Here is a 16,791-nt window from a genome sequence, read left to right as displayed (position 1 = left end):
TTGAAGGAATTCTTTACTGCCTGTGCTCTTGCGGGCTTCACGCGTGGACCGAGCCGGCCAGGGCCACGATGAGCGGCCCCAGCAGGGGAAGCACCACGTTCGAGATCGCATACGTGATCGTGTAGCCCAGCAAGGGCGTCGAGTTGCCGGCCGCGTTTTGCACAGCCGACAGGGCCGGCGTGCTGCACTGCTGGCCGGCGATGGCGCCCAGCAGCACGGGCGCTTCCAGCTTGAGGAAAAAGTGGCCTACCAGCAACGACAGCGAAGCGGGAACGACGGCGATCAGCACGCCCATCAGCGGTAGCGACAGCCCATACTGGCGGATCAGCTCGATCGCCTGCGGTCCCGACGCCAGGCCCACGCAGGCGATGAAGGTGGCCAGGCCGATATCCTTCATCATGTCGAGCGCGCTGGGGTGGATGCCCGGCATGCCCGGCTTGCGCGCCTGGTACCAGCCGAATACCAGGCCCGTCAGCAAGGCGCCGCCGCCCGTGCCCAGCGAAAACGGGATACCGCCCAGCTTGGCGGTAAAGCCGCCGATATACACACCGAGCACGATGCCGATGCTGGCGTAGACGATATTGCTGCGGTCCCCGGTGGGCACGCGCTTGCCGATGGCGGCCAGCGCCGTGTTCAGTTCGCGCCCGTCCTTCGTGCCGTACAGGCGCAGCACGTCGTCGCGCTGCAGGGCCAGGTCCGGCAGGGGCGGCATGCTGTGCTCGCCACGCACGACGGCCGCCACATGCACGCCGGAAGGCAAGGCCAGCTGGCGCAGGGGCTGGCCCACCAGCGCGGCTTGCTGCAGCACCACTTCGACGGCGGACACTGCCATGTTCAAGCCCGTCGTGTCGGCAAATTCCTCGCCCAGGATGGCTTCGGCCGCCACCAGCGCGGGACGGTGGCCGATCACCAGCACTTCGTCATTGGCGCGCAGGCGCAGTGCCGGTTCCAGGTCCAGCACCTTGCCGTGCCGGCGCACGCGCGTGATGCTGGCGCGGCCCGCAAAAATATGCTGCAAGGCATCGAGACGGCGTCCAGCGCCACGGCTGATGCGGTAGGCGCGGCCCACCATTTCCGGCGTGGCCTGCACCCCGTCGCCATCGGTTTGCGCGCCGCCCATCTTTTCCCACAGCTTGTCCGCTTCCTCGCGCAGATTGACGCGCAGCAACAGCGGGAAAATCTGGCTGGTGACGATGACGATGGCGATCAGGCCGAAAATATACGTGATGGAATACGCGGTGACCACGTTGGCCTGCAGCTCGGCGATGCGCGCGGCCGGCAGCGCCAGCTTCGAGATGGCGTCCGTGGCCGTACCGACGACGGCCGACTCCGTCGCCGCGCCCGCCATCATGCCGGCAGCCGTGCCCTGGTCCAGGCCCAGGAAACGCGTGGCCAGCAGCACCAGCGCCAGTACCACCACCACTTCGATCAGGCAGAGTATTCCCAAGCGCAAGCCCTTGGCATTCAGGTTGGCAAAGAACTGGGGACCGCCCGCATAGCCGAGGGCAAAGATGAACAGCATGAAAAAAACATTCTTGACGCTGGCGTCCAGCGTGATGCCCAGCTGGCCGATCAGCAGCGCGGCGATCAGGGTGCCGCACACGCCGCCCAGCTGGATGGGACCGAAGCGTATCTGCCCTACCGCGTAGCCCAGGGCCAGGGCCAGGAACAAGGCCAATTCCGGCACCTGGTGCAATACCGACGCGATCAAATCGAGCATGAGCAAACCTTCGAAAAGAGACGGTTGGTTACCCGTTCTCGGGCTGGCAGGTGCTGGCGGATGAACGGGTGTACAGAGTCCCGCGCAGCACCGGCCCTGAAGGCCCGTGCCGGGGAAATGTTGTTACGAGGAATCATGTTCGGTGAAAATTTTACAAGTGTCAACAGGTGTTCTATTGAACTCGCCTTGCGTTTCATCAAACATCCTGCGCACGATTGGAGCGATGGTTTGACACGGATCAACAAAACCACTAGTAATGATTTTGACGATACCAAAGTGCCTTGCGCGCCAGTGGCGTCTCCTCCGGCAAGTCGGGATTGGCGAGTTCCAGCATGTAGCGATGGGACAGCTTCAGGCCATCCGCGAGACGGCCGAAATGCTGCTGGAACAGCTGCGCGAAACTGCCATCGGCGAGCATGCTTTCCAGTCCGATTTCAATATGGCGTGCCAGTTCCGGCCGGTGCCTGCCGACAAAAAAGTACAGCGCGGCCGGGTAGCGGATGACCAGGTGGGTGTCTAGCGCCAGCGGCAATTGCGCGTGGCTGGCCAGCTCGCTTTGCGCCTCGATCACGGAACGGGGAAAGTAATCGATGCGCCCTGCCGCCAGTTGCCGGAACAGGCCTTCGTAGGTGCTCGAGGTGTCGAGGCGCAAGCCATTCGCTCGCAGGATGGCGGAGTCGGGCCAGTCGCGCATCTGGCCGGCAGACAGCCGCGCCAGCGCGGCGATGCTGTGCACGCCCCGCAGCAACTGCGGCTGGCGCGCCTGGATCAGGGCCACGCGCCAGCCGATCAGGCCACGGTCGATGGGGATGCGTACCGGCAGCAATTGCGCTTCGCGCGCGCGGCTCGTCATGGCCCACACGACGTCGACGCTGCCCGACGCCGTGGCGATTTCCTGCATGGCGCGCGTCTGCACCATGCGCAGTTCGGAGCGGCGCAATGCATACGCCTGGCCCGAACGCGCCAGCGCCTGTTGCAGCAAGGCCGTCACGTAGCCTTGCTGCGGATCATTGAGTGCCTGATGCCGCGGATACACGAGCGGCAGCGGCGGCGACGTGCTGGCGGCGGCCGCGCCCAACGGCCACAGGGCGGCAAGTTTGAGCAGGGGGCGGCGCTGCATGGCCCCTCCTTTCCAGCGCTTTCATAGCGTTCTTATCAGAATGGCAGTATCGCGCAGCAGAGCACGCTTGTCGACTGGAATAGGGCAAATGTGTATAAAACAACAGCAGTTACAGGCTGTCCCGGAGAGAGTGAATTAATCCAGATCAATAAAACCGCAAATAGAAAATAAATCTTGCGTGCTGCTCTGGACGGCATGCGCACCCCTCGCCTACGCTGTTTTTTTATCTGAAAAACAAGAGGAACCCATGCAGACAGCACGCTTGAATATTATCGGGATGGATCACGAAGGCTGCGCCGACAGGCTGACGGGCGCGCTCGAGGCCGTCACGGGTGTGGCCACCGTGAGCGTCTCGCTGGCGCGCCACGGCGCCACGGTGCAATTTGACGAACGGCTGGCCACGCAGGAGCGCCTGCTGGCGGCCGTCAACGACGCCGGCTTCATGGGCGAGGCCTCCGATGAGGAACAACTGCCGTCCTGCAGCGGCGCCTGCGGCCATTGCCGCCACTGAACGCCGGCTCCAGCCCTTCTCCGCTCCCCCTGCTCCGCTCAGCCCTCCCGCGCGCCCCGGTCGCGCAGATGCGCCAGCACGCGGCGCGGTCCCAGCGCCTGTAAATCGAACGGCGGCAGCTCGATGGCGTCGAGCGTATTCTTGAACAGCAGGCCCAGCTCCGTATCGCCTTCCAGGCTCAAACGACGGCTGAAGAACAGTGTGTCAGGATCTTCCTGGCGCCGCGCCAGCAGCATCAGGTCATGCACGCTGGCGGCGATGCACAGGTCCGGCACGTCCACATAACGCTCGGCCACGAACACCGTGCCCTGCCACTCGAAATCGAAGGCGATGCCCGCGTCGACCAGGCGCAGGCGCAGGCTGCGCCCCTCCAGGCTGCGCCGCACATCGTCGGGCAATTGCGGCGCCAGCAGGCGGTTCAGGCCTTGCACGAACAGCCAGGAGGCGGGATACGGCGGCAGCTTGGACAGCAATTCGGCCAGCGGTTCGGGCAGCCGGTACGACATGGCGGGCTTGCTCATGGCGGGCTTGGCCGGGATGGGCAATCTTTCCAGTTGATCTTGCATGGTGCTTCCTTTCGATGCGTTCAATGAGCGGCGTGCTGTTCCATGCCAGGCTGGCCGTGCCAGTAGCCGTCGCAGGCGCCGGCCGGCTGGCAGGCCGCCAGCTGGGCCTGGGCGCCCACGCCGCTGACCTGGCCGCGGCGGGCGCGGTCGAAAATGGCGATGACTTGTTCCGTATGCATGGCCTGCGGGCTGATGCGCGCCACCGCCACGCCCATGTCGCGCATGGCGTCGAGTTCGCGCACCAGGTTGTAGACGAGGGCAGACTGCGTCTGCGTGCCATTCAGTACGAGAAACGGCACTTCGTCGCGCGTGCGCAGCAGCAAGCCGTCCGGTTCTTCCAGGCAACTGTAGCCGCAGTCGTCCTTCGGCAGGTTGCGGTTGCGCGCCGTGAAACAGCGCGCGGAAAACGCCAGCGGCATGCGGCCGTAGGCGAACACTTCCGTCTCCAGCCCTTCCGGTTTCTGGCGCTGCATCTCGGCCAGCGCCGTCTGCCCCATTTCCAGCGGCATCACCCAGCGCCGCGCACCCAGGCGCGCCAGCAGTTGCAGGCTGGGGCCATTGAACAGGTTCAGATGGGGACCGGCGACGAAGGGCGCGCCCTTTTCCATGCAGTGCACGGCGCCCATGTCGTTGGCTTCGACCGTATAGCGGCCATTGCCCGTGATGCGGCGCAGGGTCGCCAGTTCGGCGCCCGCCTCGATCAGCGCCTGCGTCGACAGCACCACCTCTTTGCCGGCAGCGGCCAGCATGTCGGCGATATCGAGCCAGTCGGCCAGGCGCACTTCATGCCGGCGCGAACACACGGTTTCACCCAGGTACACGATCTCGACGGCGCTGCCAGAGATCTGCTGGTAAAACTCGAAGACGGTGGCGCGCGGCCAGTAGTACAGCAAAGGACCCAACGATAGTTTTAGCATGCCTTTTCCAGTATTTTTTAAGTTACAAAACCGTAGCGAGCGGCCCGCGGCGAGGCCGAGAAGCGCAGCCGTGCTCGAGCACGGTGAGCATCGCAGGCCGCGCCCCGGGACGCGCAGTAGATTTTGCTATTTCCAGGAGCGATGGTAGGCGCCTAAAGTGTGCTGCTGACCCTCGGCCAGCTTGTCCATGGCCGCCATCCAGCCCGGCTTGACGGCGTAGCGCGGATTGCCTTCGCGGCAGGCGTCGATCGCTTCGCGCCACACGCGCGTGACCTGCGCCACGTAGGCGGGACTGCGCTGGCGCCCTTCGATTTTCACGGCGCGCACGCCCATGGAAATCAGTTGCGGCAGCAGCGCCAGGGTATTCAAGCTGGCCGGCTCCTCGATCGCGTAATACTCTTCGTCATTGACTTCGAAACGCCCCTTGCACAGGGTCGGATAGCTGGCGTTTTCACCGGGCGCGTAGCGGTCGATCAGCACGCCGTTCAGGCGCGACTCCAGGCCATTCGGCGTTTCCAGCCAGCGCACGGCCTTGGCCGGCGAGCACACGCCGTGCGTGTTCGGCGCCTCGCCCGTCGCATACGACGACAGCGCGCAGCGCCCTTCGACCATCACGCACAGGCTGCCGAAACCGAACACTTCGATCTCCACCTCCGTCTTGGCTATCAGTTGTTCCACCTGCGCCATCGACAGCACGCGCGGCAGCACGGCGCGGGCGATGCCGAAGTGTTCATGGTAAAAATTGATGGCTTCGTAGTTGGTGGCCGAGCCCTGCACGGACAGGTGCAGGCGCAGCTGCGGCTGGTGCTGTGCCGCGTAGGCCATCAGACCCGGATCGGCGACGATCATGGCGTCGATGCCGGCTTGCGCGGCGCGGTCGATGGCGCTGCGCCACACGGCCCAGTTGTGCGGCTGCGGATAGGTGTTCAGCGCCAGCAGCACCTTGCGTCCGTACTGGTGGGCGTAGCGCACGCCCTCGGCGATGGCCTTCTCGTCGAAATTGAGGCCGGCGAAATTACGCGCATTGGTGGCGTCGCGAAAGCCCAGGTAAACGGTATCGGCGCCATTGTCGACGGCCGCTTTCAAGGCAGGCAGGCTGCCGGCGGGGCAGACCAGTTCCAGCGGTCCGGCCACGCGGGTGGCGGTAGTTGATTCAAGCATCATGATGTTCACAGTCCTGTATCGGCTCAGGGTGCAGACTATAGCCCCGCCCATGCTGCCCAGTCCTTGACGCAGGTGAAGGAATGCATGCATGGCTGGCGCACCTTCAACTTGCTTGACCTGGCTGTAAAATGCCCCACTTTTCTCCCTCTTCGATTGCCCACCATGACCCGCAAACCGCTGCTGATTTTCCTTCTGACCCTGTTCCTCACCGCGCTGCAAGTACAGTGGGCCGGCCCGGCCGATGGCTATGACGCGGGGACCATCTCCGTGCTGTCACCGGAAGTGCTGGGCGCCTATCCGGGCGTGCTGCTGCTGTTCCTGCTGGCCGTGTTCGCGCGCCGCCAACTGCCGCTGCTGCGTCAGGCCGCCATCTGCACGGGCCTGCTGGCCATCTATTGGCTGCTGGCGAACTACGTCACGTTCGATGCGCGCGTGGCCAGCTGGAGCACCTATACGCCACTGGAAATCTGGGCTCACGTACTGCCCGCCTCCGTCGCCAGCATCGCCGCCTGCGGCGCCGCGTTCTTTTGCGCGAGCTGGCTGATCCTGCGCGAAACGCGCTGGAACAAAACCGGCTGAGGTGGTTTTTTCACCTGGATCAAGGATACGCGAATCGCTTGCACGCCCCCTTTGACGGCACTACATTTAGTGGATAACCTTCATAAAAACACCGCATGTTGTGTTTATTGGAGGTTTCATGACGACGAATGCAGTTTCCCCCACACGCGGCCAGGTCGATGTCGCCGCGTCCATCAATGAATACCTGGAGCGGCGCGACTGGCGCGTCAACGCCAACGCCAACCAGGGTTACTCGCTGGGTGGCCTGATCCTCAATGTGTCGGGCAAGGTCATCGCCAACTACTGGCTGGACCAGGTGTATCCGCCGGAAGTGGGCGCGGCGCACCGCGAAGCGGCGCTGCACATCCACGACCTCGACATGCTGGCCGGCTACTGCGCCGGCTGGTCGCTGCGCACCCTGCTGCATGAAGGCTTGAATGGCGTGCCGGGCAAGATCGAATCGGGCCCGCCGAAACACATGTCGAGCGCCATCGGCCAGATCGTCAATTTTCTGGGTACCCTGCAAAACGAATGGGCCGGCGCCCAGGCGTTCAGCTCCTTCGACACCTACATGGCGCCGTACATCCGCAAGGACAGCCTGCGCTACGAAGACGTGCGCCAGTACATGCAGGAGCTGATCTTCAACCTCAACGTGCCATCGCGCTGGGGCACGCAGACGCCGTTTACCAACCTCACGTTCGACTGGGTCTGCCCGGACGACCTGCGCGAGCAGATTCCCGTCATCGCCGGCCAGGAGATGGACTTCAGCTATGGCGAGCTGCAGGCCGAGATGGACATGATCAACCGCGCCTACATCGAGATCATGATGGCGGGCGACGCCAAGGGCAGAGTCTTCACCTTTCCCATCCCCACCTATAACATCACCGAGGATTTCGACTGGCATAGCGAAAATGCGGAACGCCTGTTCGAGATGACTGCCCGCTACGGCCTGCCCTACTTCCAGAATTTCATCAATTCGGAACTCAAGCCGAACATGATCCGCTCCATGTGCTGCCGCTTGCAGCTGGACTTGCGCGAACTGCTGAAACGGGGCAATGGCCTGTTCGGTTCCGCCGAGCAGACGGGCTCCCTGGGCGTGGTCACTATCAACTGCGCGCGCCTGGGCCACTTGTGGCGCGGCGACGAGGCAGCGCTGCTGGCCGACCTGGACCGCCTGCTGGAACTGGGCAAAGTCAGCCTGGAAATCAAGCGCCGCACCATCGAAGAACTGATGCAGCAAGGCTTGTTCCCCTACACGAAGCGCTACCTGGGCACCCTGCGCAACCACTTTTCCACGCTGGGCGTGAACGGCATCAACGAGATGATCCGCAATTTCAGCGGCGACGCTTACGACATCACGTCCGCCGAGGGCCATGCGCTGGCGATCCGCCTGCTCGACCACGTGCGCGCCCGCATGGTGGCCTTCCAGGAAGAGACGGGCCACATGTACAACCTGGAAGCGACGCCGGCCGAGGGCACCACCTACCGCTTCGCCCGCGAAGACCACAAGCGCTATCCCGCCATTTTGCAGGCGGGCACCGTCGACAACCCGTATTACACGAACTCGTCGCAACTGCCCGTGGGCCATACGGACGACCCGTTCGAGGCGCTGGAATTGCAGGACGCGCTGCAGCGCAAGTACACGGGCGGCACGGTGTTGCACCTGTACATGACGGAAGCGCTGTCGGATGCGAATGCCTGCCGCGAACTGGTCAAACGCGCGCTGAGCCGCTTTTCGCTGCCCTACATCACGGTCACCCCCACCTTTTCCATCTGCCCGCGCCACGGCTACCTGGCCGGCAAACATGAATTCTGCCCCACCTGCGACGCGGAACTGATCGCCCGCAAACAAGCCCACCCTGTTCCATCACTTGAGGAAACACCATGAACGCACGTCCCGACTTCACTCCCGCCATCACCCTGCTCGACAGCGAACGCCAGCGCTGCGAAATCTGGACGCGCGTGATGGGCTACCACCGCCCCGTCGCCTCGTTCAACATCGGCAAGCAGGGCGAATTCCACGAGCGCCAGTACTTTACGGAAGCGAGCGCCCGGGTTGGCCAGCCCGCCTGCCGTGGCTGAGTTGAAAGTGGGCGGCCTGACGCCCTTTTCCGCCACCGACTACCCGGGCAAGCTGGCCGCCGTGGTGTTCGTGCAGGGCTGCCCCTGGCGTTGCGGCTATTGCCACAATCCCCATCTGCAGGCGCGCACGCCGCAGGGCACCATGCCCTGGCAGGACGTACTGACCTGGCTGCGCCGCCGCGTGGGCCTGGTCGACGCCGTCGTCTTCAGCGGCGGCGAAGCGTGCATGGACCCGGCGCTGGCGCGCGCCATGCAGGACGTCAGGGAACTGGGGTTCGGCATCGGCCTGCATACGGCCTGCATCTATCCGCAGCGCCTTCAGGAAGTGCTGCCCCTGGTCGATTGGGTGGGCTTCGACATCAAGGCGCCGTTTGCCGACTATCGTCATGTGACCCGCGTGGCCGGTAGCGGCGACCCGGCGCGCGCCTGCCTGGACGCCATCCTCGCCAGCGGCGTGGCCTACGAATGCCGCACCACTACCCACCCGGACTTGCTGCCGGACGAACAACTGCTGGCCCTGGCCAGCACCCTGGCCGCGAAAGGCGTCGACAACTACGTGCTGCAGCAGTTCCGCGCCGAAGGCTGCCAGGATGCGGCGCTGGCCGGCCGCCCCCTGCACGGCTATCCGGCGGCGAGCACGGTGGCGCAAATCGGCGCCATGTTTCCCCGTTTTACATTCCGTAATCATGGCAGTTGAGCCTGCAGTCACATAATTGCCGAAAGCGCAGCAAAATTCCCCGTTCTGCAACGCTGAAATGTCTTGCGTGCTGTAATGTATCAACTGTGCCGCGCACCACGCGCAGCCCGTCAGATTCCTCACACCGCATTACAGATAAGCGTCATCCATGAACGATTTCACCGCAGTCAGCCCAGGCATCCCTTCCACCCACGCCGACATCCTGTACGGCCCGCCGCGACCGGATCTGCTGCGCGAGGAAGTGCTGGCCGACCTGCTCGAAGCGACGGCCCTTCGCTGCCCGCAGCAAATCGCCCTGATCGACGGCGAGCGCCGCATCACGTATGCGGAACTCGACGCGCAAGCTGGTCTTGCCGCGTCGCGCCTGGTGGCCGCCGGCGTCAAGCCCGGCGACATCGTGGGCCTGTGGCTGCCGCGCGGCGCCCCTCTGCTGCTGATGCAGGCGGCGATTGCCAAGGCGGGCGCCGCCTGGCTGCCCGTCGATGAAGACACGCCCGTGGAACGCCTGCAGGTGTGCCTCGATGATGCCAACGGCTTTGGCGTCATCAGCTGCGCGCAATTTGCGCCGCGCCTGGAAGAAGCAGGACTTGACCGTCCCATGTGGACGGCGGAAAGCCTGCTGGCCCCCGCCGCACCGGGCGAACTGCTGCCCGCGCGCGCAACCGTCCTGCCCGAACACCCCGCGTATGTGATCTACACCTCCGGCTCGACGGGCAAACCCAAGGGCATATTGATCAATCAACGCAGCATCTGCCACTTCCTGCGCAGCGAAAACGCCGTGCTGGAAGTGACGCAAGCCGATACCGTCTACCAGGGTTTTTCCGTCGCCTTCGACATGTCGTTCGAGGAAATCTGGATCGCCTACCTGGTGGGCGCCACCCTGTGGCTGGGTCCCAAGGAGATTTCGGGCGACCCGGAAGCCTTGCCGCGCGCGCTGGCAGCCAACCACGTCACCGTGCTGCATGCCGTGCCGACCCTGCTGGCCCTGTTCGCGGAAGAAGTGCCCAGTCTGCGCCTGATCAACCTGGGCGGCGAGATGTGCCCGGAATCCCTGGTCGAGCGCTGGTCGCGCCCGGGCCGCGCCATGTTCAACACCTATGGCCCCACGGAGGCGACCGTGTCGTGCAGCCTGGCGCGCCTGCGGCCCGGTGAACCCGTCACCATCGGCACGCCGCTGCCCAACTATGGCTTGCTGGTGCTGCAGGTAGCCGAGCCGGGAGAAAACCGTCCCTTGACTTTGCTGCCGCGCGGCGAGACGGGTGAGCTGTGCATCATCGGCCCCGGCCTGGCCGAAGGTTATCTGGGCCGCCCCGACCTGACGGTGGAAAAATTCCTGCCCAATCCATGGGCGACCAGCGAGGATGACGCGCGCCTGTACCGCACGGGCGACCTGGCGCGCATCGATCTTGATGGCCAGGTGCTGTGCCTGGGCCGCGCCGACGACCAGGTGAAAATACGCGGCTTTCGCGTGGAACTGGGCGAGATCGAAGCCGTGCTGGCGCAGCAGGCAGGCGTGGGCACGGTGGCCGTGTTGCTGCGCAAGGATGATGGCATCGACCAGCTGGTGGCCTACATCGTCGGCAGCGAGGATGCCCCCGACAATGCCCTGTCCACAAAAACCCTGCGCGCGGCCCTGAACCTGCATCTGCCGCCGTACATGGTGCCGGGCCGTTTCGAGCTACTGCCGCTGATGCCGCGCCTCACCTCGGGCAAGATCGACAGAAAAGCGCTGAAGGCCATGCCGCTCTCGACGCCGCCGGCCGGCGAGGCGGGCGAGTCGGACATGCCGGAAACGCCGGCCGAAACGGCCCTGTTCGCGGCGCTGGCAACACTGTTCCCGGGCCAGCCGATACGGCGCCAGTTTGATTTCTTCAGCGACCTCGGTGGCCACTCCTTCCTGGCCGCGCGCCTGGCGTCAAGCCTGCGCGCCAATCCGGCCTACGCCCACATGACGGTGCGCGACATTTATCACAATCGCCAGATCGGCAAGATCGCCGCAGTACTGAACGAAGCGCCTGCGCTGGCCACGCCGGAAGCGGATTGGACGCCGCCATCGGCCATGAAGCGCTGGCTGTGCGGCGCGGCGCAGGCGGCGGCCGTGCCGGGCCTCGTCACCTTGCGCATGGCGCAGTGGATGGCGCCCTTCTTTACCTATCACTTCTTCACGGGCGACACGGGAGACACCGTGCCGCGCGCCATCGCCGCCTCGATCGGCGTGTTCTTGCTCGCGACCCTGGCCGAATTTGCCATCGCGATTGCCGGCAAGTGGCTGATTGCCGGGCGCCTGAAGCCGGGCAGCTATCCGCTGTGGGGCGTCACCTATTACCGCTGGTGGCTGGCCGACCGCCTGGTCGAATCGGCGCCCGCGTATCTGCTCAGCGGCTCGTCGCTGAACAGCTGGTGGCTGCGCGCGCTGGGCGCGAAAGTGGGCAAGGAAGTGGTCATCGGCTCGATGACCCTGCGTGCGCCCGACCTGCTGTCCATCGGCGACAACGTCAGCGTCGGCAATGCCGTCAACTTTGAAAACGCCCGCGTGGAACGGGGCCGTTTGCTGCTGGGCCAGATCAGCATCGGCGACGATGCCTGCATCAGCTCTTACGCGATTTTGGAAGGCAATACCAAGGTGGGCGCCTTCGGCCACCTGGAGGGACAATCCGCGCTGGCCGATGGCGTGAGCGTGCCGGCGGGCCGCATCTGGACCGGTTCGCCCGCGCGCGACATCGGCCCCTACGACCCGGCCAGCCAGCCGCCGCGCCCCGCCGTCTCGCGCCTGCGCCTGACGGGCGAAACCCTGTTCTTCTGCTTCGGCATGGTCCTCATCGCCGTGCTGTTCTTCATGCCCGTCTTCCCCAGCTTCGTGCTGATCGACTGGTTCGACGAACGCGAAATGATGCCTTGGCTGCAGGGCCGCGACGTGACGACCCAGCTGGCCCGCTACTTCTTGCTGGCCTTCCCCGCCAGCGCCGTGCTGATCGTGCTGACGGCCCTGCTGTCGGCCGCCATCCGCTGGGGCGCGCTGCCCCGCTTGAAACCGGGCAGCTCGCCCGTGCACAGCAATATCTATTGCGCCAAGTGGCTGGTCAGCCATATCCAGGAGTCGAGCCTGAACGTCCTGCACGGCATCTACGCCACCGTCTACGCGCCGTACTGGTACCGCCTGCTGGGCGCCAAGGTCGGCAAGGGCGCCGAGATTTCCACGGCGCTGGGCGTGGTGCCCGACATGCTGACCCTGGGCGACGACACCTTCATCGCCGACGCCGTCATGCTGGGCGACGAGCAGATCGACGGCGGCTGGATGACCATGCGCCCCACCGTCATCTCGCACCGCAGCTTTGTCGGCAACGGCAGCTATATCCCGGACGGCACCACCCTGCCCGAGCACGTGCTGATCGGCGTGCACACGCATGCGCCGCGCAATGAGCAGATGCACAGCGGCGATACCTGGCTCGGCTCTCCCCCGATGCACCTGCCCGCGCGCGAACAGGTCAGCGGTTTTGCCGAGCACCTGACCTTCAAGCCATCCATCCTGCGCCGTCTGGGCCGCAGCCTGATCGAAGCCTTCCGCATCGTCGCGCCGCACGCGGTGGTGATCGCCGTCGGCTACACGCTGGTGCTGGACGTGATGCCGATCGCGGGCGCCGGGCGCTGGGGCGAAGTGGTGGGCGACCTGGCGATCGCCGGCCTGGCCTACGGCATCGGCAATTTCCTCGTCGTGGTGCTGTTCAAGTGGCTGCTGCTGGGACGCTACCGCAAGCACGCGGCGCCCATGTGGACGCCGTTCGTGTGGATTTCGGAAGGTGTCACCAACCTGTATGAAGGCATCGCCGTGCCCAACTTCATGCGCTACCTGCGCGGCACGCCGTGGCTGCCGCTGGCTTTCCGCCTGTTCGGCTGCAAGATCGGCCGCGGCGTCTACATGGACACGACGGACATCACGGAATTCGACTGCGTGCATATCGGCGACTACAGCGAATTGAATGCGCTGACCTGCCCGCAGACGCATTTGTTCGAAGACCGCGTGATGAAGATCGACCACGTGGACATCGGTCAGCGCGTCTACATGGGGCCGCGCAGCTCCGTGCTGTACAGCGCCAAGGTGGGCGACAATGCGCGCCTGGGGCCGTTGACCCTGGTGATGAAGGGCGAACACATCCCCGCCGGCAGCAACTGGGCCGGCTGCCCGGCGGCACCTTTGCGTAGCTGATCGCAGCTGATGGATGCCACCGTGCTCTGGTCGTGCGACGGCGTGCTGGTGATCGGCATCGCCGCCGTCCTGCCGCGTTTGGAGGCTCGCCAGCGCATCCGCGCCGCCGTGCGCGAAGCGGCGGCGCAGTGGCTGAAGATGGATATCGAATCGATTTCGCTGGAGTCGACGCCGGGCGCCCCTCCTCGCTTGCTGCTGGCCGACCGCGCGGCAGGTTTGTCATTGACCCATGATGAGGGCATCTCGCTGGCCGCCATCGGTCTGCATGGCGCTGTCGGCATCGACGTCATGCGGGTGCAGGACATTCCCGACTGGGCGAATCTGGCGCGCGATTACCTGGGGCCGCAGGTGGCCGAGGAACTGGCCGACTGCCCCGATGCACAGCGCCCGCTGCGGTTGGCGCAGGCGTGGACGGCGCGCGAGGCGGCGCTCAAGTGCGCGGGATTGCCGTTGATGGAGTGGGATGGGGTGGCATTGAATTGTCATTTGCAAGCCGTGGAGACACCGCAAAATTTCGTGGCAACGTTAGCGACAATCCGGGGTCAGACCCGACGGGGGAATACGGTCTGATAGACCGTATTCCGATTCCGAAGGAACTGACCCCAGCTTCACGCTGTTGGGTTGATTCCCTCTCAATCCTCTTTACCGTCATCAGCTCCGCCGATCTGGACGAAAATCAGTTTTACGATAATACTGACAAGTACTCCCAGCACCCCGATCAATTCCAGCATGGTCTTTCCTTTGCAGTGACAGCAGAGCAATCCACTGTAGCCTGAACGCCGGGGCAAGGCTAATATCAAATCAGGCAGTCACCGATCTCGAAAAGGCATACGATTGATTTCCATCAGACAGTTCCGTTATTTTGTCGAAGTCGTCGATGCGGGCAGCTACTCGCGTGCGGCGGAAAAGCTGTACATCGCGCAGTCGGCCCTGAGCCGGCAAATCAAGGAGCTGGAAACCGAAGTTCAAGCCTTGCTGCTGACGCGCGACTCTCGCCATATCGAACTCACGCCGGCGGGACAAGTCTTTTATGAACGGGCAAAGCGCATCCTCGAAGACATCGATGAAACCGTGCGCCAGACGCGCCACGTGGGACAAGGCGCGCAAGGCATCATCCGCCTGCTGCATTCGAGCTCCGTCACCCTCACGCCCGCCATCGGCGCCGTGCTGAACCGCCTGCTGGCGCAGTTTCCCGGTGTTACGCTGGACGTGTCGAAAGGCTCGTCGGAAAACCAGGCGGCTGACATCGAGGAAGGCCGTGCCGACCTGGGCCTGGTGCGCCTGCCCACCTTGCGCAAGCACGCCAATATCGTCGTGCGCGAACTGTTTGCGGAAAAGCTGGTGGTGGCCGTGTCTGCGATGTCGCCGCTGGCCGCGCTGCAGCGCACGACGATCGCCGCCCTGCGCGACGAGGCGTTCGTCTCGATCCCGCACAAGGACCGCGGTGGCCTCAGTTACCTGGTGGCGGGCCTGTGCCTGGCGCAGGGCTTCTTTCCGAAGGCGGCGCGCGCCCTGTCGCGCAAGACTTCGCAGCTGAACCTGATCGAGGCCAACATGGGTATCGCCATCGTCCCCGACAGCATGCGTCTGGTGGCGCCGCCCGGCGTGCGTTTTATTGCGCTGCCCGACGAGGAGTCGCATTCCGTCGTCGGCCTGATCTCGCCGCGCGCGGCGGGCGGCATGGTGGCCGCGTTTACGGCAGCGTTCGTGCGCGAAATGAACGCATTGGCAACGACGGCTTAGCCTTCCGCATACAGCGCCGCATCCACGTCGCGCACGGCCGCCATCAGCAGGGCCAGCTTCATGACATCGAGCTTGCCATCGGTGCGCACGCGCGAGCACAGGTCGATACCGTAGGGCCGCGCCTGGCGCAGCGCCTCCGTCACGTTGTTTGCATCGAGGCCGCCGGCGAGGAAGACGGGACGGGGACTGGCGCGCACGAAGCGCGCACTGATGGACCAGTCGTGCGTGCGGCCCGTGCCGCCCAGCTCCGGGACCGGCGCGCCAGGACGGCCGGAGTCAAGCAGGAAGGCATGCACATGGGGCGCGTAGGCGGGAATCAGCGCCAAAGCCTCGGGCCCTTCCACATGGATCACCTGCACGCGCCGCACATGCGGCAGCAGGCGCGCCAGTTCCTCGACTTCACGCGGGTCGATATGCCCGACGATCTGCACGGTCGATGGCTGCGTGGCGCGCACGTGTTCGGTGATACGCTGCGCCGTCGTCTCGGACGTCAGCAGGAACGTGGCGACAGGTGGCGGCGTCCAGGCGGCGATCTGCGCGATGCGCGCGTCGGGAATCGGACCGGGGCCGGACGGCATGGCGGCCACCAGGCCCAGCGCGTCGGCGCCGGCGGCAATCGCCAGTTGTGCTTCGTCGATGGAAGCGATGCAGCAGATCTTGATGCGGGTTCTCATTGCCTTGCGTGTTCAAATGGGATGAGCAACATTACAACACAGGGCGATACGCACGCCAAGACACGCGGTCAAGGCCGCGCACGATTGTGTGCCAGAATGGGGACATTTCCCACTTACAGACGATTCCATGGCCGACTACAAAAACCCCAGCTACGTGGCCCGCTCCATGCACCCGCGTTTCGATGAACTGACCTCGCCCGGCGAAGCCGTGCCCTACTCGGGCATCTACCGCTGCGACGGCTGCGCGCACGAGATCGTGTCGACGGAAGGCCACATCATGCCGCCGCAAAACCACCATCAGCACAGCAGCGAGCAAGGTGCCATCCGCTGGCGCCTGATCGTCAGTCCGCGCTGATTGACAGGCGCCAGGTGGCGGACGATACTGGATTCATCCGGCATCGCCATTGGAACGTCACTGGAACACCAGCATGCGCATCGTCGATTTTGAAGTCCGCAAGGAGTGTCCGCCGCAGCTGTGCGACTGCGAACGCGAGCGCCTGCTCGACGATCCGCAGGCGGACCTTGCCATCCTGCGCCTGAACCTGACGGAAGAAAAGCGTTTGCTGGCGCACATCGAGGGCATCGCCACGTATGCGCAGCTGCAAAAGCTGCAGCTGCTGCTGAAGAAAAACCTGGGCGTGGAATTGCAGATCGCGCCGGGCGGCGGCGAAGTGCGCACCGTGCGCGGCTTCCAGATCCGCCTGCAAGAGCAACCGGGCCTGTGCCGCAAGACGCGCGCCGCCATTCCGGCCGCCGTGCGGCGCTGCCTGGCCGCGCATCCCGAGATCGCGTTTGCGATCTTGAATGAAAACGATTTGCTGGGCGGGGGGTGAGT

At 64.8% G+C, this 16,791-nt stretch carries 16 protein-coding genes; 10 read left to right on the top strand and 6 right to left on the bottom strand.

The window, feature by feature from the left end; genetic code table 11:
• Nucleotides 1-37 precede the first annotated feature (37 nt).
• Nucleotides 38-1,720: an aspartate-alanine antiporter gene (gene aspT, locus ACP7EG_RS27180; RefSeq protein ID WP_426090165.1), complete on the bottom strand. Its 1,683-nt coding sequence runs from the start codon at nucleotides 1,718-1,720 to the stop codon at nucleotides 38-40.
• A gap of 250 nt (nucleotides 1,721-1,970) precedes the next feature.
• Entirely contained in the window at nucleotides 1,971-2,840 is an 870-nt protein-coding gene (locus ACP7EG_RS27175; RefSeq protein WP_426090164.1) for a substrate-binding periplasmic protein, read from the bottom strand.
• A 247-nt stretch (nucleotides 2,841-3,087) separates the two neighbouring features.
• On the opposite strand from ACP7EG_RS27175, the gene ACP7EG_RS27170 reads away from it, so the two are divergent.
• A complete protein-coding gene (locus ACP7EG_RS27170; protein ID WP_426090163.1) occupies nucleotides 3,088-3,351 on the top strand; it encodes a heavy-metal-associated domain-containing protein in 264 nt (87 codons plus the stop codon).
• A 38-nt stretch (nucleotides 3,352-3,389) separates the two neighbouring features.
• Here ACP7EG_RS27170 and ubiT read toward each other — a convergent pair whose 3' ends face one another.
• The 3 genes from ubiT to ubiU form a co-directional block, all read right to left on the bottom strand.
• Nucleotides 3,390-3,917, bottom strand: coding sequence for a ubiquinone anaerobic biosynthesis accessory factor UbiT (gene ubiT / locus ACP7EG_RS27165; RefSeq protein WP_099759795.1), 528 nt, complete (start codon nucleotides 3,915-3,917; stop codon nucleotides 3,390-3,392).
• 20 nt (nucleotides 3,918-3,937) lie between these two features.
• Nucleotides 3,938-4,834 (bottom strand): ubiquinone anaerobic biosynthesis protein UbiV, encoded by an 897-nt coding sequence (gene ubiV / locus ACP7EG_RS27160; RefSeq protein ID WP_426090162.1) that lies wholly within the window; start codon nucleotides 4,832-4,834, stop codon nucleotides 3,938-3,940.
• Between the two features lie 126 nt (nucleotides 4,835-4,960).
• Nucleotides 4,961-5,998, bottom strand: a complete 1,038-nt coding sequence (ubiU, locus tag ACP7EG_RS27155) for a ubiquinone anaerobic biosynthesis protein UbiU (protein WP_426090161.1) — start codon at nucleotides 5,996-5,998, stop codon at nucleotides 4,961-4,963.
• A 162-nt stretch (nucleotides 5,999-6,160) separates the two neighbouring features.
• Here ubiU and ACP7EG_RS27150 point away from each other — a divergent pair, with 162 nt between their 5' ends.
• From ACP7EG_RS27150 to ACP7EG_RS27120, 7 genes are all read left to right on the top strand, one after another.
• On the top strand, nucleotides 6,161-6,577 hold the full coding sequence (locus ACP7EG_RS27150; protein ID WP_096234812.1) for a hypothetical protein: 417 nt from the start codon (nucleotides 6,161-6,163) through the stop codon (nucleotides 6,575-6,577).
• Nucleotides 6,578-6,695: 118 nt separating this feature from the next.
• A complete protein-coding gene (locus ACP7EG_RS27145) occupies nucleotides 6,696-8,444 on the top strand; it encodes a ribonucleoside triphosphate reductase (RefSeq protein WP_426090160.1) in 1,749 nt (582 codons plus the stop codon).
• The gene (nrdD, locus tag ACP7EG_RS27140; RefSeq protein WP_071078116.1) at nucleotides 8,441-8,638 is read left to right on the top strand and encodes an anaerobic ribonucleoside-triphosphate reductase; all 198 of its coding nucleotides are present in this window, start codon (nucleotides 8,441-8,443) and stop codon (nucleotides 8,636-8,638) included. Before ACP7EG_RS27145 ends, nrdD begins: the two co-directional genes overlap by 4 nt.
• A complete protein-coding gene (locus ACP7EG_RS27135; RefSeq protein ID WP_426090159.1) occupies nucleotides 8,631-9,335 on the top strand; it encodes an anaerobic ribonucleoside-triphosphate reductase activating protein in 705 nt (234 codons plus the stop codon). Before nrdD ends, ACP7EG_RS27135 begins: the two co-directional genes overlap by 8 nt.
• A gap of 148 nt (nucleotides 9,336-9,483) precedes the next feature.
• Nucleotides 9,484-13,539, top strand: coding sequence for a Pls/PosA family non-ribosomal peptide synthetase (locus ACP7EG_RS27130; protein WP_426090158.1), 4,056 nt, complete (start codon nucleotides 9,484-9,486; stop codon nucleotides 13,537-13,539).
• Nucleotides 13,540-13,560: 21 nt separating this feature from the next.
• The gene (locus tag ACP7EG_RS27125; protein ID WP_426090157.1) at nucleotides 13,561-14,109 is read left to right on the top strand and encodes a 4'-phosphopantetheinyl transferase family protein; all 549 of its coding nucleotides are present in this window, start codon (nucleotides 13,561-13,563) and stop codon (nucleotides 14,107-14,109) included.
• 264 nt (nucleotides 14,110-14,373) lie between these two features.
• On the top strand, nucleotides 14,374-15,282 hold the full coding sequence (locus tag ACP7EG_RS27120) for a LysR family transcriptional regulator (protein ID WP_426090156.1): 909 nt from the start codon (nucleotides 14,374-14,376) through the stop codon (nucleotides 15,280-15,282).
• On the opposite strand, the gene ACP7EG_RS27115 is transcribed toward ACP7EG_RS27120, so the two are convergent.
• On the bottom strand, nucleotides 15,279-15,956 hold the full coding sequence (locus tag ACP7EG_RS27115; protein ID WP_426090155.1) for a phosphoribosylanthranilate isomerase: 678 nt from the start codon (nucleotides 15,954-15,956) through the stop codon (nucleotides 15,279-15,281). The genes ACP7EG_RS27120 and ACP7EG_RS27115 overlap by 4 nt on opposite strands.
• A 127-nt stretch (nucleotides 15,957-16,083) precedes the next feature.
• Here ACP7EG_RS27115 and ACP7EG_RS27110 point away from each other — a divergent pair, with 127 nt between their 5' ends.
• Complete coding sequence (locus ACP7EG_RS27110; RefSeq protein WP_071078121.1) at nucleotides 16,084-16,311, top strand: hypothetical protein; 228 nt, start codon at nucleotides 16,084-16,086, stop codon at nucleotides 16,309-16,311.
• Between the two features lie 73 nt (nucleotides 16,312-16,384).
• Nucleotides 16,385-16,789 (top strand): hypothetical protein, encoded by a 405-nt coding sequence (locus ACP7EG_RS27105; protein ID WP_426090154.1) that lies wholly within the window; start codon nucleotides 16,385-16,387, stop codon nucleotides 16,787-16,789.
• Nucleotides 16,790-16,791: the final 2 nt, after the last annotated feature.

Origin of the sequence: Janthinobacterium sp. PSPC1-1 (assembly GCF_049897625.1) — a bacterium.
Taxonomy (GTDB): Bacteria; Pseudomonadota; Gammaproteobacteria; order Burkholderiales; family Burkholderiaceae_D; genus Janthinobacterium; species Janthinobacterium tructae.
The sequence above is the reverse complement of the archived record's forward strand: the minus strand, read 5'-3'. Positions and strand labels throughout refer to the sequence as shown.

What these genes read in the sequence shown, in the direction of transcription:
- aspT (WP_426090165.1), bottom strand. Translation starts at nt 1,720, where the DNA reads ATGCTCGATTTGATCGCGTCGGTATTGCACCAGGTGCCGGAATTGGCC.
- ACP7EG_RS27175 (WP_426090164.1), bottom strand. Translation starts at nt 2,840, where the DNA reads ATGCAGCGCCGCCCCCTGCTCAAACTTGCCGCCCTGTGGCCGTTGGGC.
- ACP7EG_RS27170 (WP_426090163.1), top strand. Translation starts at nt 3,088, where the DNA reads ATGCAGACAGCACGCTTGAATATTATCGGGATGGATCACGAAGGCTGC.
- ubiT (WP_099759795.1), bottom strand. Translation starts at nt 3,917, where the DNA reads ATGCAAGATCAACTGGAAAGATTGCCCATCCCGGCCAAGCCCGCCATG.
- ubiV (WP_426090162.1), bottom strand. Translation starts at nt 4,834, where the DNA reads ATGCTAAAACTATCGTTGGGTCCTTTGCTGTACTACTGGCCGCGCGCC.
- ubiU (WP_426090161.1), bottom strand. Translation starts at nt 5,998, where the DNA reads ATGATGCTTGAATCAACTACCGCCACCCGCGTGGCCGGACCGCTGGAA.
- ACP7EG_RS27150 (WP_096234812.1), top strand. Translation starts at nt 6,161, where the DNA reads ATGACCCGCAAACCGCTGCTGATTTTCCTTCTGACCCTGTTCCTCACC.
- ACP7EG_RS27145 (WP_426090160.1), top strand. Translation starts at nt 6,696, where the DNA reads ATGACGACGAATGCAGTTTCCCCCACACGCGGCCAGGTCGATGTCGCC.
- nrdD (WP_071078116.1), top strand. Translation starts at nt 8,441, where the DNA reads ATGAACGCACGTCCCGACTTCACTCCCGCCATCACCCTGCTCGACAGC.
- ACP7EG_RS27130 (WP_426090158.1), top strand. Translation starts at nt 9,484, where the DNA reads ATGAACGATTTCACCGCAGTCAGCCCAGGCATCCCTTCCACCCACGCC.
- ACP7EG_RS27115 (WP_426090155.1), bottom strand. Translation starts at nt 15,956, where the DNA reads ATGAGAACCCGCATCAAGATCTGCTGCATCGCTTCCATCGACGAAGCA.
- ACP7EG_RS27110 (WP_071078121.1), top strand. Translation starts at nt 16,084, where the DNA reads ATGGCCGACTACAAAAACCCCAGCTACGTGGCCCGCTCCATGCACCCG.
- ACP7EG_RS27105 (WP_426090154.1), top strand. Translation starts at nt 16,385, where the DNA reads ATGCGCATCGTCGATTTTGAAGTCCGCAAGGAGTGTCCGCCGCAGCTG.